General features: G+C 41.9%; 11 protein-coding genes and 1 other RNA gene. 5 read left to right on the forward strand and 7 right to left on the reverse strand.

The features are described 5' to 3' along the window. The first annotated feature begins 132 nt into the window (after positions 1 to 132). Entirely contained in the window at positions 133 to 456 is a 324-nt protein-coding gene (locus G8O23_RS07255) for a hypothetical protein (RefSeq protein ID WP_166363269.1), read from the forward strand. Here G8O23_RS07255 and G8O23_RS07260 read toward each other — a convergent pair. The 5 genes from G8O23_RS07260 to G8O23_RS07280 form a co-directional block, all read right to left on the reverse strand. Beyond that, entirely contained in the window at positions 453 to 1,355 is a 903-nt protein-coding gene (locus G8O23_RS07260; protein WP_166363271.1) for a hypothetical protein, read from the reverse strand. The two genes, G8O23_RS07255 and G8O23_RS07260, sit on opposite strands and share 4 nt — an antisense overlap. A 20-nt stretch (positions 1,356 to 1,375) precedes the next feature. Continuing rightward, positions 1,376 to 2,407, reverse strand: a complete 1,032-nt coding sequence (locus G8O23_RS07265; RefSeq protein WP_166363273.1) for a quinone-dependent dihydroorotate dehydrogenase — start codon at positions 2,405 to 2,407, stop codon at positions 1,376 to 1,378. A 60-nt stretch (positions 2,408 to 2,467) separates the two neighbouring features. Further along, positions 2,468 to 2,875 carry a helix-turn-helix domain-containing protein gene (locus tag G8O23_RS07270; RefSeq protein WP_166363275.1) on the reverse strand — a complete coding sequence of 136 codons (408 nt, stop codon included), beginning with the start codon at positions 2,873 to 2,875 and terminating at the stop codon, positions 2,468 to 2,470. Positions 2,876 to 3,922: 1,047 nt separating this feature from the next. Beyond that, positions 3,923 to 4,316: RNase P RNA component class A (gene rnpB / locus G8O23_RS07275), an RNA gene on the reverse strand. A 40-nt stretch (positions 4,317 to 4,356) separates the two neighbouring features. After that, a complete protein-coding gene (locus G8O23_RS07280) occupies positions 4,357 to 5,454 on the reverse strand; it encodes a Smr/MutS family protein (RefSeq protein ID WP_166363277.1) in 1,098 nt (365 codons plus the stop codon). Between the two features lie 63 nt (positions 5,455 to 5,517). Between G8O23_RS07280 and G8O23_RS07285 the strand changes: the two genes are divergently transcribed. Both G8O23_RS07285 and G8O23_RS07290 read left to right on the forward strand, forming a co-directional pair. Continuing rightward, positions 5,518 to 6,735: an S-adenosylmethionine:tRNA ribosyltransferase-isomerase gene (locus G8O23_RS07285; protein ID WP_166363278.1), complete on the forward strand. Its 1,218-nt coding sequence runs from the start codon at positions 5,518 to 5,520 to the stop codon at positions 6,733 to 6,735. Between the two features lie 41 nt (positions 6,736 to 6,776). Continuing rightward, positions 6,777 to 8,567 (forward strand): YgiQ family radical SAM protein, encoded by a 1,791-nt coding sequence (locus G8O23_RS07290; RefSeq protein WP_166363280.1) that lies wholly within the window; start codon positions 6,777 to 6,779, stop codon positions 8,565 to 8,567. Between the two features lie 54 nt (positions 8,568 to 8,621). Here G8O23_RS07290 and G8O23_RS07295 read toward each other — a convergent pair whose 3' ends face one another. Next, a complete protein-coding gene (locus tag G8O23_RS07295) occupies positions 8,622 to 10,157 on the reverse strand; it encodes a M20/M25/M40 family metallo-hydrolase (RefSeq protein WP_166363282.1) in 1,536 nt (511 codons plus the stop codon). A 186-nt stretch (positions 10,158 to 10,343) separates the two neighbouring features. Between G8O23_RS07295 and G8O23_RS07300 the strand changes: the two genes are divergently transcribed. Further along, positions 10,344 to 12,671, forward strand: a complete 2,328-nt coding sequence (locus G8O23_RS07300) for a GAF domain-containing protein (protein WP_166363284.1) — start codon at positions 10,344 to 10,346, stop codon at positions 12,669 to 12,671. 76 nt (positions 12,672 to 12,747) lie between these two features. Here the strand turns inward: G8O23_RS07300 and G8O23_RS07305 are convergent, their stop codons facing one another. After that, entirely contained in the window at positions 12,748 to 13,785 is a 1,038-nt protein-coding gene (locus G8O23_RS07305) for a DUF6588 family protein (protein ID WP_166363286.1), read from the reverse strand. A gap of 179 nt (positions 13,786 to 13,964) precedes the next feature. On the opposite strand from G8O23_RS07305, the gene G8O23_RS07310 reads away from it, so the two are divergent. Continuing rightward, on the forward strand, positions 13,965 to 15,239 hold the full coding sequence (locus G8O23_RS07310) for a replication-associated recombination protein A (protein ID WP_166363288.1): 1,275 nt from the start codon (positions 13,965 to 13,967) through the stop codon (positions 15,237 to 15,239). Positions 15,240 to 15,245 lie beyond the last annotated feature (6 nt).

A 15,245-nucleotide genomic window follows, 5' to 3' on the forward strand; every position in this document is an offset into this window, starting at 1 on the left:
TTTCTCACAATAGCTTTTATAATTATTGAAAATACTTATTTTTGGCAAGCAATCTGTTTGAAAAAATCCATTGCGTGTATACTCTGTTTTAATAATTAATGTATTATTGTAATATAAATATCATATCTATCTATGAACAAGAAGAAACTGGTAATCAGCTACAAAAACCTTTCTCCAGAGATTTTGGCATTAGTTAAGAAGAAGTATCCATACGGATATCAGGATCACGTTATTAAGGTGACAAAACCAAACAACGAGTTTTTTTATGCCATCACGCTCGATACTGAAGATGCAAGCTATTTGATTAAGGTAAATGTAAAGATTGATACCAAGCCAAAGGACGATGACGATGAGAAAGGATTCTTTAGCGATTCCGATAGCATTGGAACGGATAATGATTCATTCCCTGATGATGTTGAGGATGAGCAGGATGACGATTACTCCGATGATGACTAATCGATAAATTCGAGCTTAGGTTTCCCTTTTCTAAACCCTACAACCCGGCACTTTAGTCGGGTTTTGCTTTTTGCCTCACTCGCAATACGTTCGGTAAGCTTTATACCACAGCGTTTGCCCGAGATATCAATTAGAGTGAGAACATCACTTCCTACATCATATCCTTTATCTGAATAGGTGTTGGTTTTTGCTATTTCGAATTCGTAAGTCTCACCAGTCTTGTAAAAGGGATTCTCAGGCTCAACTCTAAGTTCACCAAGCCCAGTGTAGCCATAAACCTCACATTTGATGGTGTCGCCAACTTCGAAGCCGTAACTACTAAAATGCTTAACTTTTAGGGATGCTTTGTAGCCACTTTGGCTCTTCAATATGTATAGTTCATCACTTTCAGGCATTTTATCCACCTTAATTATATTAAACACCATTTCCTGTCCCATAAGATCGCTTAATGCATCAGGTATTTGATCGCCTTTGCAATATAGTTCAGGAATCCCCTTCCGTACACGTGCAACTACTAGTCGAATTTTCGCCTTCTTGTAAGGATCGTTGCAGGCACATAGGACAGATATTGTATTCCGAAATACATCCTTAACAAGCAAAATGCTTCCCACCTGCCCCCCCTCTACAGCCTGTTCTCCAATGCAATCGAATTCGTATTCTTTTCCCTCTGTATAAACAGGATGCAAGGGCTCTAGGTAAACCTTTCCGGTACAGCTAACCTTGTCAACCTTACAATTGACGGTAGTTCCAGGTTCAATACCGTAGAATGTATATGGCTTCTCGGGTATAAGAAGTCGTCTACCCGATTGATGTCTTAGAAGGAAAAACTCTCCCTCCTCGGGAATTAAAGTTTTTTTGAGTACCTGAAACGGATACACTTCACCTTCTATTAACTTCATATTCTATTACTTAATCCGTATTATCTCAACAGTTTATTGCAGATACGCTTTACTAACGCGGGACCTTCATAAATAAAGCCTGTGTATAGCTGAACCAAGCTGGCTCCAGCCTCTAACTTATCGAGAGCATCTTTCTCCGACATAATCCCTCCCACCCCAATAATGGGCATTTTTCCTTGTGTCTTACCATGGATATACCTTATAACCTCGGTGGATCTGTCTCGTATTGGAGCACCACTTAAACCTCCATTACCAATCTGGCTAACAGTTGTTTCGCTTGTTTTAAGCCCTTCCCTGCTGGTTGTAGTATTAGTTGCAACAAAACCATCCAGCTGCAGCTCTACAGCTATGTCGATATTACTGTCCAGCTGTTCTTTACTTAGGTCGGGCGATACTTTTAAAAGTACTGGCTTGTGCTGTGGCTGTTGTTTTCGGTGATCTGTTATTGCTATTAAAATGGCCCTTAAATTATCGGTGTCCTGCAAAGCCTTAAGATCCTTAATATTAGGACAACTAACGTTAACCACAAAATAATCAACAAAGGGATATAACTCGGTAAAGCACTTAAGGTAATCGCCTACAGCCTCCTGATTGGGCGTTAGCGTATTTTTACCAATATTCCCCCCAACAACTACGTTACGGTTAGCTCTTCGGGCCAGCCTATTTCGCGCCTCAATAACCCCCTTGTTATTAAAGCCCATACGATTTATTAGGGCTTTGTCCTTTTTAAGGCGGAAAGAGCGTGGTTTGGGGTTACCCGGCTGGGGTTTTGGTGTTACGGTACCAATCTCAATAAATGAGAAGCCAAATGCATCAAAATGATCAAACAGTTCGGCATTCTTATCGAACCCTGCGGCTAAACCTATGGGGTTTTTAAAATCTATCCCAAATACTTTTCGAGTGAGATTCGGATTCGACTTTGTGAATATCTTTTTAACTATGAATTTGACTCCAGGTAAAGCAAAAAATACCTTAATAAGGTTCACTACCAAGGAGTGAACTGCTTCAGGAGAAATAAGAAAGAGGATAGGACGAACAATATACTTGTACATAAAATTTTTTCGCAAAACTAATGCATTGCGAACTACTAACAAAACATTTAACCAATAATGCTACTTTGGGTGGTACTCTGTAAACGTCTTGTCGCAGTAAAATACGATCACCCGTTCAACATTCCTCTCGGATATCGCATTCTCAGAGGGTTTATCTTCAGGAGTGCTTTGCGAGATGGCAACTTGTTCGGCTGGAATGTCTTTAGGTGCATTAAGTTTGGGTGGTTCTGATGAGTCGAAAAGTGAGGTTTGTACCACTTTCCGGTACATATCACCGGTTCCCATTATTAGCCAGTCAGGATTGAGCTTAGGGAATTTGGCCAATATACTTTGCACCATATCAAATGAGGGTTTGTTTCTCCCTGATAGAATATGAGATATAGAACTGCGCTGAACCCCAACGATTTCAGCAAAACGAGTGGGTGCAATACCCTCTTTTGTCAGCAATTTTTGCAATCGATCCTTCATACGCCAAAGGTTTTTACAAATGTAAATATTAATGTTAACATACGCAAACACTGTAAGTTTACAGGTGGCAACTTCTCGTGTTTACGGATGTAGCGCCTGTTGTGTTGTTGTGTTTTGTTTTATCGGTAATTAGTTAGTGGCTAATTGGTAGTGAGTTCTTATTGGGTAATGCTACTTAAAGACGTGAAGGACTTTGTTAGGCATATTGAACCTATGGGTTGAGTCCTTTCACTTCAGGTGTCGTTAATAAGCAGGTTGCTGTCCATATTTTCAACTTGCAGACAATTAATTATTCGGGTTATAAGCTGCCATATTAGTTGAGATATCATAAATCAAACGAATATTATACCCTTGCATTACTTTCCGTCCAATTTAGCCCTATTTAACGCCTACTAGTTAAGGTTAAACATCCCGGTATTGCATCGTTTATCTAAAATCGGATGTTTTTTTAAGATTAACCTATGTTTTAACCCTTGTTTACAACTACTTACAGGTTAGTTCAGCATATTTAAGGATGCTTCAACAAAAACCCTTTCGATTACTGTACTGTAATTAGAAGCCCTGTAATTACAAGGTCTAGGGCGATGAATTATCCATATTGCCACACAAATAAAAAACACATTTAAATTTACCAGTTAGGTAATCCCCCTATATTACTGGATATATGAATTATAAACATAACCAAAACGCTTAAAGGTTAAAAATAGTACGTAAATGCTCGAGTATAGTTAAATAATATGTGTATTTAAATATCGTATAGCACTGATATACAGTTATTAAAACGTATTAAATTATAGTATTTGATGTGTCATACAATAGTATGTCTCTAATCGCTGGTTTCAGTCGTGTTGTGTTCACATTTGTACCTTTAGCCTGTGGGTAATTTCACATAATGGCGTTTACTAGTGTGTACTCTGTGTAATGGTGTCTGAATACAAGTTTACGGATGTAACTTAATGCGGATGGTGTAAATCAAAACTAGCCCAAAGGCACCTTTAGGCTAGTTAACATAATTAATACGGTATCTGAAAGGAAATTGTAGTTGTAAAAGTCAGCAGATCTGTAAGCCGGGTTCTGTATAACTAGCAAAGCTAGCCAATCTACCATTTATCTAGGCAGTGTGTCGCCACACTGCTCATGCGACCTACCCCTCGCAACTCTCCAAAGAGATCAGAGCGAGCAGCCCTGTAGCTAGGTTGCCCTAGCAATTACGATGTACATGGTCTTGCACCCCATTAGGCGTACGGCTTCCTTTGTCGCCAAAGGAACCGGTAGGCTCTTACCCCACCTTTTCACCCTTATCGCGTTAGCAACTAACGAGACGGTTATTTTCTGTTACGCTACTATACCCTCACGGGTATCTTCCCGTTAGGAAGAATGGCGCTCTGCGGTGCCCGGACTTTCCTCATCACCAAGGTGACGCGGTAGAACGATCTGCTGACTATTTAAAGGACGATTAATCGAAAATATGTTTAGGCTTACTACTTAATAGCCTTAAAGAAAACAATGGTAGCACCGTATCCATACTCCTTGAATGAAGCATCCTGATAGCGGAGCTTTGGATAGTTTTTATCTAACTCCTTACGCAATTCAAGCTTAAGTTTACCATTACCCACACCATGTATAAAAACCATTTTTGTTGCCTTCGATTTGAGGCCACCCTCAAGTGCAACCTTAAACCTTGCTAGCTGCATTTCAATAATTTGCCCGGCTGTAAAATCATTCGGATTGTCAACCAGCTCCTGGATATGAAGGTCAATCTCCTCCACATCATGCTCTACTCTTTTACTCGTAGATTCTTGATGTTTTAAATCTTTTTGTTTAATAACATTGTCTATATTACTATCAGTCAATGTTTTTAGTAATTCTTCCTTTTGCGAATCGGCTATCGAGTATATGATTGCTCTCTCCTCAAAAAAATCATTGTCGGCAAAGCTACCTGCCCGGAAAAACTTGGTTGGATTAATGCGTAAATCGTAGTACTCTGGTTGTTGTGGAGAAAAATCAATGTTTTTAAAGAATATACACTGAATGTTTAGGGTGATATCAGCATTTAGACTCTCCCTGTCAAACTCCTTCACCAACTCCTTTGAGTCGGGATAAAGGAATCCGGCCCTTAGCGGTTTTACTACACTTCCCTCCCAACGCGAAATGCTGTAGAAGGCTCTGTATGGGCTATCGTTGATAATGTAAAGTTCCTGAGGCGAATCAACTACTTTTGCCTGATCAGCAGGTACAAATGCGAGGTGTAATCCCAGCATATCGCCCACAGCATCCTTATCATCATCTAAAAAATCAATCGAGGCCAAATCCTCATAGTCCAAATTTGGTTGGATTTCAGACTCCTTAATTGTTCCGCCTTGACTATGATTTGTCGTCAGACCTGTATCACTGCTGCTAGAATCTCCGGAATATCTCGATTCCGTAGACTGGTTAACAACTATAATATCATTTATTAACGCAGGAACTTCAAAGCCATTCGCATCGAGCACGTACACTGTGTTCTTCACAATACGAGTAACCTTTCCACCTCCCACATCGTTAAGGAATCTCACCTTATCGCCAACTTTACACTTCATCTTAAATCAATTAAATTGTATTACTTTTGCCCGCAAAGTTAATCATTTTAAAGTAGAATTAGTTTGGACGCTTCATATAAGCATATAGCAATATCGGAATACGAATATGGGCTAGATGAAAATAGGATTGCTAAGTTCCCTCTTAGTCAACGCGATTCATCTAAACTATTAGTATATAAAGGTAAAGAGATATACAATTCAACCTTTACTTCAATTTTAGATGAAATTTCAGCTGATGACCTGATGGTTTTTAATAACACCAAGGTTGTTCAGGCAAGGCTTAGGTTTACAAAGGAAACGGGCGCAAGTATCGAAATATTTTTGTTGAATCCTGTAAACCCAAACGACTACCAGCTGTCGTTTATGCAAACTCACACATGCCGATGGAACTGTATTGTGGGTAATATCAAGCGCTGGAAGGGTGAAGTGCTTAGGTTAGTAATTCATGATCTGGGTATTAGCCTAAGCGCCCGAATGGTTGAAAGAACAGATGATGGCGCTTTGGTTGAGTTCTGCTGGGATGAACAAGAAGTAACCTTTGCTCAGGTAGTTGAGCACGCCGGAGAGGTTCCTATTCCACCATACTTAAACCGCAGCCCCGAGGCCGACGATAAGATGCGATACCAAACGGTTTACGCCAAACCCGAAGGCTCAGTGGCCGCTCCTACCGCAGGACTCCATTTTACTGATAGCGTACTGTCAATGCTTAAGCAAAAAGGGGTGCAACTTGCTGAAACCACGCTCCACGTTGGTGCAGGTACTTTTAAGCCTGTGAAAAGCCCAACCATTGAGGAGCATGAAATGCATACCGAGCGTATCTACATTACTATTGATATAGTAGATAGCATTTTGCAAAGGAAGGGCGATGTAATTGCGGTTGGTACAACATCTTTACGCACAATTGAGAGCATGTACTGGCTTGGTGTAAAGGTATTAGAGAATAAACTCGAGGATAATGTCTACAAGGTTGACCAATGGGATCCATACACCCTAAGTCAAAGGTATACCCTAAACGAAGCGCTAAAGGCTCTTAAAGAACGTATTCTCGAGCAAAAACAGGGATATCTAAGTGCAAGTACCCAGATGCTAATTGTACCTGGGTACCAGTTTAAGGTGGCAAAACGACTGGTGACCAACTTTCATCAACCGCGTAGCACCCTGCTGCTTCTTGTAGCTGCCTTTATTGGCGACGATTGGAAAAGGGTATATCAGTATGCCCTGGAGAACGGCTTCAGATTCCTTAGCTATGGAGATAGTTCCATACTTACCCGAAAAGATTAGTAGAATAATAATTTGGCAATCCATCATTCAAAACAAATATGATGAATAAACAAAGTACAGGTAGTTTCCTACCCACGTCAAAAAAAGAGATGGATGCCTTGGGGTGGTCTCAGGCAGATGTAATTCTGTTTACAGGCGATGCCTACATCGATCACCCCTCCTTTGGGGCAGCTGTGGTTGGGCGGGTTTTGGAAAATGCTGGCTACAAAGTGGCCATTGTGCCACAGCCCAACTGGCGCGATGATTTACGTGATTTTCGTAAGCTCGGCGAGCCTCGGCTTTTCTTTGCCGCAACATCGGGCAATATGGACTCGATGGTGAACCATTACACGGCGAATAAACGACTGAGAAGCGATGATGCCTTTACTGCAGGTGGGCAATCGGGATTTCGACCCGACTACGCTGTTAAAGTTTACTCACAGATTATAAAGAAGTTATTCCCTGATATCCCATTGGTTATTGGTGGTGTTGAGGCTTCGTTGCGCCGCCTAACGTACTACGATTACTGGGCCGACAAGCTTCTGCCCAGCATCCTGTTCGAAAGCAAAGCAGATATGCTGATTTATGGAATGGGCGAAAGACCCATTGTGGAGCTTGCCCGTAGGGTTGAAAATGGCGAAAAGATTAGCAGCATCACCAATTTACCACAAACTGCATTTATTTCTAACGAAACCTATAGTGCTAATAGTGAAACCATTATACTACACAGCTACAACGATTGCTTAAAGAATCCCTCCAAGCTTGCAGAAAACTTTAAAATTATTGAGGAGGAGTCGAATAAAATGGCTCCGTGCAAGTTGATTGAACCGATTGACGGCAGTAGCATAGTAGTAAATTCGCCCTACCCCATAGCCACCTCAAAAGAGATGGATGCATGGTGGAACTTACCCTATGTAAGAGCACCACACCACAGGTACAAAGGAAAAAAGATACCCGCCTGGGAGATGATAAAATTCTCGGTAAATATTCACCGTGGTTGTTTTGGTGGTTGTAGCTTTTGCACCATATCGGCGCATCAGGGAAAGTTCGTATCAAGTCGTTCGGAGGAGTCAATTCTAAAGGAGGTTGATAGAATTACGCAAGATCCAGAGTTCAAAGGTTACCTCAGTGACCTAGGTGGGCCATCGGCCAATATGTACCGAATGCAGGGCAAAAACCTTAGTATATGCGCAAGGTGTAAGAAGCCCTCGTGCATTTACCCGTCGATTTGTAACAATCTGGATACGAACCATGAACCACTCCTTAAGCTGTACCAAAAGGTAAGGAGTAATCCTAAGGTAAAAAAAGCATTTATTGGTAGTGGTATTAGGTACGACCTTTTTGCCGACTGGAGCAACGCGGTGAATAGACAGTATTTTGATGATGTGGTGCAATACCACGTGTCGGGCAGGCTAAAGGTTGCACCCGAGCACACCGAGGACAACGTACTAAAGTACATGCGTAAACCACCCTTTAAACTCTTTGAGGAGCTTAAAGTAAAATTCGACAACATAAATCGCAAGAATTCACTAAATCAGCAACTTATCCCTTACTTCATTTCGAGTCATCCTGGGTGTACGCTAGAGCATATGAATAGCTTGGCCAAAAGAATGGAGAAGATGCGTATTCATCCAGAGCAGGTGCAAGACTTCACCCCAACCCCAATGACATTAGCGTCAACAATCTTTTATACTGGAGTTGATCCCTACTCAGGTAAACCTGTGTTTGTTGAACGAAGTAAGGAAGGTAAACTTAAGCAACGAGAAAACTTTTTTTGGTACAAAAAGCCCCCTGCAAAAAGATTTGAATCAGGGAAAAAAGGTAACCTACCATACAGGAAGCGTAAAGCATAAAAACAAAGGGGATGACATCACAATCATCCCCTTATTCATTGTGGGGTGAATAGTCTACAGCTTCTTACGCGGTAACTTTTCGGGATGGTTAGCCGTTTGGTAAACCAGCGTGGCCACAACCACAGCTGCCTGCTTTAAGTCGGCTAATTGAATTCTATCGAAGGTGTCCATATTGGTATGGTAACCCCTACCGTAATCTATTCTGTCTTGAATAAGAGCAAAGCCAGGTATGCCCAATCTATTAAATGCCATATGATCGGAACTACCGGGGTTACGTGTTGATATGGCTTTTGCTCCCAAATCGTGAACAGGCTTGAGAAACTCCTCAAAAATTGGTTTTAAGGCAAGGTTATCCTGTAGGAAAATTCCTCGTACCCAGCCCGTTCCATAGTCAAAATTATAGTATGCAGATAGCTTATCGTACTCAGGCCCTTTGGTTTCTGTTTCGGAGTCATAAATATTGGCCTTTACCCAGTTGCGCGAGCCATGCAACCCCTGCTCCTCCGCACCCCAAAGGGCAATACGAACGGTTCTGTCGAGTTTAACCCCTGATTGCTTGAGTATTCGCATCACCTCCATCATTACAATTACACCAGACCCGTTGTCATTTGCTCCAGTTCCGGCATGCCATGAATCGATATGGGCGCCAATCATAACAACCTCATCCTTTAACTTCCTGTTTGTTCCTTTAATCTCACCAATCACATTATAGCCCATTTTGTCGTCGGTTACCAGCCTGTTTTGGATATCGAGTTCCAACTCAACAGGTGTTTCCCGGTCAATAAGCCTTACCATTCTGCCATAATGCTCGTGGGTCATATCAATTACGGGAAGCCCCAATTCGGTTAGATTCCTTCCGTTACGGGCACCCCCACTGCGAACAACCCCGTACGAGCCAGAATTACTGATTAGTGCAATGGCACCTTCCGATTGGCAAAACTCAACCAAATCGTTAGCACTAAGCCCTCGTTGCCGGGAGGCCCTTTGCCTATCGCGAATAAATGGATCCATATCGGGTCTAATTTGCGATATCTCATTCTGTTTTGCCAAATCTTCATCAGTAAATCTTGAGGCCAATGGCTCGAACGAAACCTCAAGATCTTTTTCGTAGGGCGTAATAACCACCTTGCCGTGTAATTTTCCCTTGTACTGCTCCAATTCTTGGGCAGAACTGGCATTAACCATAACCACCTCGGCTTTAACAAGCCCGTTTGTACTGCCAGTCCAAGCCTGTGGAACTGCAACAAGAGGTTGGTAGTACGGTTTGGTTTGTGCTATGTAAAATTTCTCCATCTTCCAACCATTTCCAAACTCGCCCCAGGTCTCAACCCTTGCATTCTCAACGCCCATAAATTGCAAACGATTTTTTGCCCATACCACCGAGTTCAGAAAACCTTGAGTTCCACTTAGGCGAGGGCCTATCCCATCGGTAAGTTCAATGGCCATTTCACGAAGCTCCGATTTTGAAAATGCCTGATCTCTGATTAGCTGAAAATCGGCATACTGGTCAACTTGAGAAATTGATTGTAAAGGAGCGAAAACTACCAGGAAGGAAGCTAATAACAATAATCTTAACCTACTATAAATCATATTATAAAGAGTTTAGTGTTTGAAACCATATGTTCAGCATCTATACCCTTTGAGACACTATTCTGCAGCAACAGTTTAATGCACAGTAATTCTTCATCAATTATATTTTGCGATAATGGAAATATTGCTGTATTTTCACAATGCTAAAGCACGTATTTAGGGAACCATCTAATAAAAACCGTGGTTATGAAAATTCGAATGAAGATTCGCAGCAAGCTAATGCTTTCCGTTTTACTTGTCACTTCAATTACATTTGCACTATCCGTTGGTTATCTTATTTTTAAACTTCAGGACATTTCTCTAAGAGAATCGTTTGAAAAGGCAGATTTAAGTGCTAAGGAAAGTGCAAATCTGGTTCGCACCCACCTTAACCACGATATGGACATCTCTAGGGCTATGGCTCACTCAATGCATAATTTTAGGGAATTTCCAAAAGATGATCTCATAGCCTACTTCAAAGAGATGATTTATGGAATTGCCTATAAAAACCCTGATATTTTATCGGTTTGGGGTAGTTGGGAGTTGAATGCCTTAGACAGCAATTACGCTAAGCCATATGGACGCCATCGATTTACGTACTATCGAGAGAATGGTGTACTGAAGTACCAGGAGGCAATTCTAAACCTCGAAGGCGACGATATAGGTAGTGGTTACCACAACATCAAGCTATCGAAGCAAGAAACTATGATTGACCCCTACTGGTTTAGCTACACCGACGATAGCGAACAACTCCTTGAAGCAAGCACAGCTGTTCCACTTATGGAAGACGGAGAATTCCGAGGCCTTTTTGGTATGGATATCGTATTGAATAGCTACCAGAATATTACTACCTCAATTCACCCCTTTGAGGGGAGTTATTCCATTATGCTTTCCAATAATGGCACCATTGTAGGCCACCCCAACGAGGATCTACTGGGCGAGTCATTTGCTAAACATTTTAGTGAGATCAATACACATAACAACGTGCTAAGCAATGTTTTGAAAGGAAATAACTTTTCGTTTAGCATGGTTGACTCTCTGAGTGGCGAGGAGTACTACGCAACCTTTGCAGCTATTCCCATTGGGCAGTCAAGCACTCCCTGGTCGTTTGGAATTGTAGTTCCTGTTAGCACCTTGCTAAAGGAGGCTTCTAGCATAACACAAAATTCGCTATGGCTAAGCTTTATTGGAATCATTGTTCTAGGCTTAATTGTTTGGTTATTAGCATACAACATTACACGGCCACTTGTAAATGCCAAAGATGTGCTAGGTGAGTTAGCAATGGGAAAGATTGACGAACAGAAGAAGATTAGTTTAAAAACTGGTGATGAGATTGAAGATATAAGCATTTCGATAAATACATTGATTGATGGATTGTCGAAAACCGCTCACTTTGCTCGTGAAATTGGCAAGGGAAACCTAAACGAAACCTATACGAAGCTTAGCGATGGCGACGTACTTGGCGACTCGCTGCTGGGTATGAGAAAAAGCCTTATCCAGGCCAAAGAGCAGGAAGATATACGAAAGGTTGAGGACGAAAAAATTAACTGGGCAACAAAGGGGATGGCTCATTTTGCTGAGATCCTCAGACAAAACAACGATAATATGGAGGAGTTCTCGTTCCAGATCATTAGCAGCCTCGTGAAATATGTAGGGGCTAATCTGGGGGGGCTATTCCTTTACAACGAAGACAACGCTAAAGACCCACATTTCAATCTAGTTGCATCATACGCCTACGAACGAAGAAAGTTTGATGAGCAACGCATTGAAATTGGAGAGGGATTGATTGGACGGTGTGCACAAGAAAAAGAAACCATATTCATGACCGAGCTACCCAGCGATTACATAAAAATTGCCTCGGGACTCGGCTACGATAATCCAACCTGCCTACTAATTGTGCCTCTGAAAATTAACGAAATGGTTTATGGAGTAATTGAGCTTGCCAGCTTGGAGGTTTTCGATAGGCACATTATAAGCTTTGTTGAAAAGGTTGGCGAAAGCATTGCGGCTACCATAACAACCGTTAAAATCAACCTTAAAACGATCAAGCTGCTTGAAGAGTCCCGAATAAAATCGGAGGAGTTGGCCTCGCAGGAGGAAGAGATGCGACAGAATATGGAGGAATTGCAAGCAACCCAGGAAGAATCGGCCAGAAAGAGCGCTGAGACCGATAGCCTAATCAATGCGCTAAATGTATCGAGCTTTGTAATAGAGTACGACACAAAAGGCGTGGTTATTAGCGTAAACGATGAGTACTTAAGGCTAACAAACCAAACATCGGATCAGCTTGTTGGTACACATCATTCCGATAATCTGCTGCTGGATGAAGACCAGCTGAAGAAATACAACCAATTTTGGACAGATTTAAATAACGGAATAATAAAGAAGGAAACGAGCCAGCTACAGCTTGGCGATAAGATTTACACCTTTATTGAAACCTACTCTCCTATTTATGACGAAAACCGTAAGGTGGTGAAAATCTTGAAAATTGCCCACAACATTACTGATTTTATCGCTGAAGATAAAATAAAGTAATAAACTGCTAAATAATACTTTATGACATAAAGAAAAGGGGCAAAGCCCCTTTTCTTTGTTTAGAAAAAACTAATTACTACCTAAAGCTTATACCAATACCACCAGAGTACAAAGCATATTCACCAATGGTGTAATCGGCATGTATTGAAATAACCCCTAACCGTATGCGAGCGCCTACATTGGCACTAAATGAGTTTTTTGGGAAATCGAGCAATAGTGGATCTGTGTATACATCCGATGCACTAAATGGAGCTACGCCTATAGCATAGTTCCCCTCTAGACCTAAGCTTGTAACCGCATGGCTATAGCCTAAGCCAGCATAAACAGAGATAAATGGGATGGTTTTACCAACAAGGATACGACCCGTAAAACCCGATGCCCTAAGGAACATCTTCTGATCAGCAAAATCGGCCTGAGTATAGCCAGTGGGCATTTCCTGAGGAACGTAACTAATATCGTACTCGTAATTGAAGTTTGTATAGCCCACCATTAACGAAAGATCAATGGGTACATGCTTGAGGCCAGGTATAAAATCTTTAAATTGATTTTTAGCACCTATCCCCCAAAGGTTAACCCTACCGTACTTACCCAAATCTACTGGAGGTAGGAACCTAACCGTCACCTCTGTACTAAATGGTAGCCCTACACCTGCCTGTACAAAGGGTATTGGCATGAGAGGGAGTCCTGCGCCTTGAGGTAAATCAAACTCAATATCTTCACCCTCAACCTCAAACATTACAGTTGGGCCTGCAGTAGCTTCACCTGCAATGGTAGGTGCTAGGTTATTCTGTGGATTTTTTAGCTGCAGAGTTTGCAGACCAAGTGCCGAAACGTCAAAAGTTCTAGCACTAACTGGTGCAACAGCAGCACTGGTTGTTAAAGTAAGATTAAAACCTAGCACTTTGTGGGGACGAGCTGCCTGGTACCACCCTCCGTTGAGTGCAGTTCCAAACATATTGCCAAAAGGTTCGAGGTAAGCGGTTCCCAGCTTCTCGGCATCATCCAATCCTCCCTTCAGGATTTGTGCAATCTGATCTTGAGCAATAGATACTTGCAGTAAACCGAGGGTTAAGGCTAGGGTAACCACAAGCTTTTTAAATGGTCTTGTTTTCATATCTGTTCAGGTTTGGTTAGACTTGCAATTGTTAACAATAGTTAAAAACAAAAACTATGCAACTTTAGTTTAGTAATATACTTTAATTTATGGATTAAATAAGGCTTTACTGCAAATTAGTTTTACAATATGACGAAATTAAGCCGCAAACATTCATAAATTTGCACAAACAAAACATCATGAGTAACATACCATTAGCAGAACGCTTAAGACCCAAAACGTTAGACGAATATATAGGACAGTCGCATTTGGTTGGTAAGGGAAATATTATCCGACGGATGATAGAATCGGGCAATATCTCATCATTTATTCTATGGGGGCCTCCAGGTGTTGGTAAAACTACGCTTGCCAAAATTCTAGCCAACGAGCTTAACAGGCCTTTCCATACCCTGAGCGCGGTAAACTCTGGTGTAAAAGATGTGAGAGAAGTGATAGAAAAAGCCCGCTCTCAGCGATTTTTTAATCACCCCTCGCCTATCCTGTTTATAGATGAAATCCACAGGTTTAGCAAATCGCAACAGGACTCGCTACTTGGAGCTGTTGAGGAGGGTGTTGTTACACTAATTGGTGCCACAACCGAGAATCCCTCCTTTGAGGTTATTGCCCCTCTACTCTCACGATGCCAAGTTTACGTCCTTAAATCGTTGGAAAAAACCGACTTGGAGCTACTGCTCAACCGGGCACTTACGTTGGACTTTGAGTACAAGCAGCTTGAAGTAAAGGTTGAAGAAACCGAAGCGCTTTTTCGGTATTCAGGTGGCGATGCTCGTAAGCTGCTTAATATCCTAGAGATAGTAATTGGCTCACAGGAAACCGATGAGAAGCAGATAAACAATACAATTGTCACCGAAAAGCTGCAGGAGAATATTGCACGGTACGATAAAAGCGGAGAGCAGCACTACGATATAATATCAGCCTTCATTAAGTCAATTAGAGGGAGTGATCCCAATGCTGCTGTATACTGGCTTGCCAGAATGATTGAGGGCGGTGAGGATCCAAAATTCATTGCCCGGCGGTTGTTGATACTGGCGTCGGAAGACATTGGTTTGGCAAACCCAAATGCTCTGCTCCTGGCCACCAGCTGTTTCCAAGCCGTATCGATGGTGGGGTGGCCCGAGTCGAGAATTATCCTTTCCGAAACGGCTATATACCTGGCCACAAGCCCTAAGAGCAACTCGGCCTACATGGCAATAAACGATGCCCAAACCATAGTGAAAGAAACTGGCGACCTTTCAGTGCCTCTTCACATAAGGAATGCGCCTACCAAGCTCATGAAAGAGTTAGGTTACGGCAACAATTACAAGTACGCCCATAGCTACGATGGAAACTTTATTGACCAGGAATTTCTGCCCGATGAGATCTCAGGTAGAACAATTTACACCCCTCAGGATAATGCTAAAGAGAAAGAAATAGCCTTAAGGCTAAAGCACCAATGGGGCGATAAGTATAAATAGTTTGCA

Origin of the sequence: Perlabentimonas gracilis (assembly GCF_011174675.1) — a bacterium.
In the GTDB taxonomy this organism is placed as follows: Bacteria; Bacteroidota; Bacteroidia; order Bacteroidales; family Tenuifilaceae; genus Perlabentimonas; species Perlabentimonas gracilis.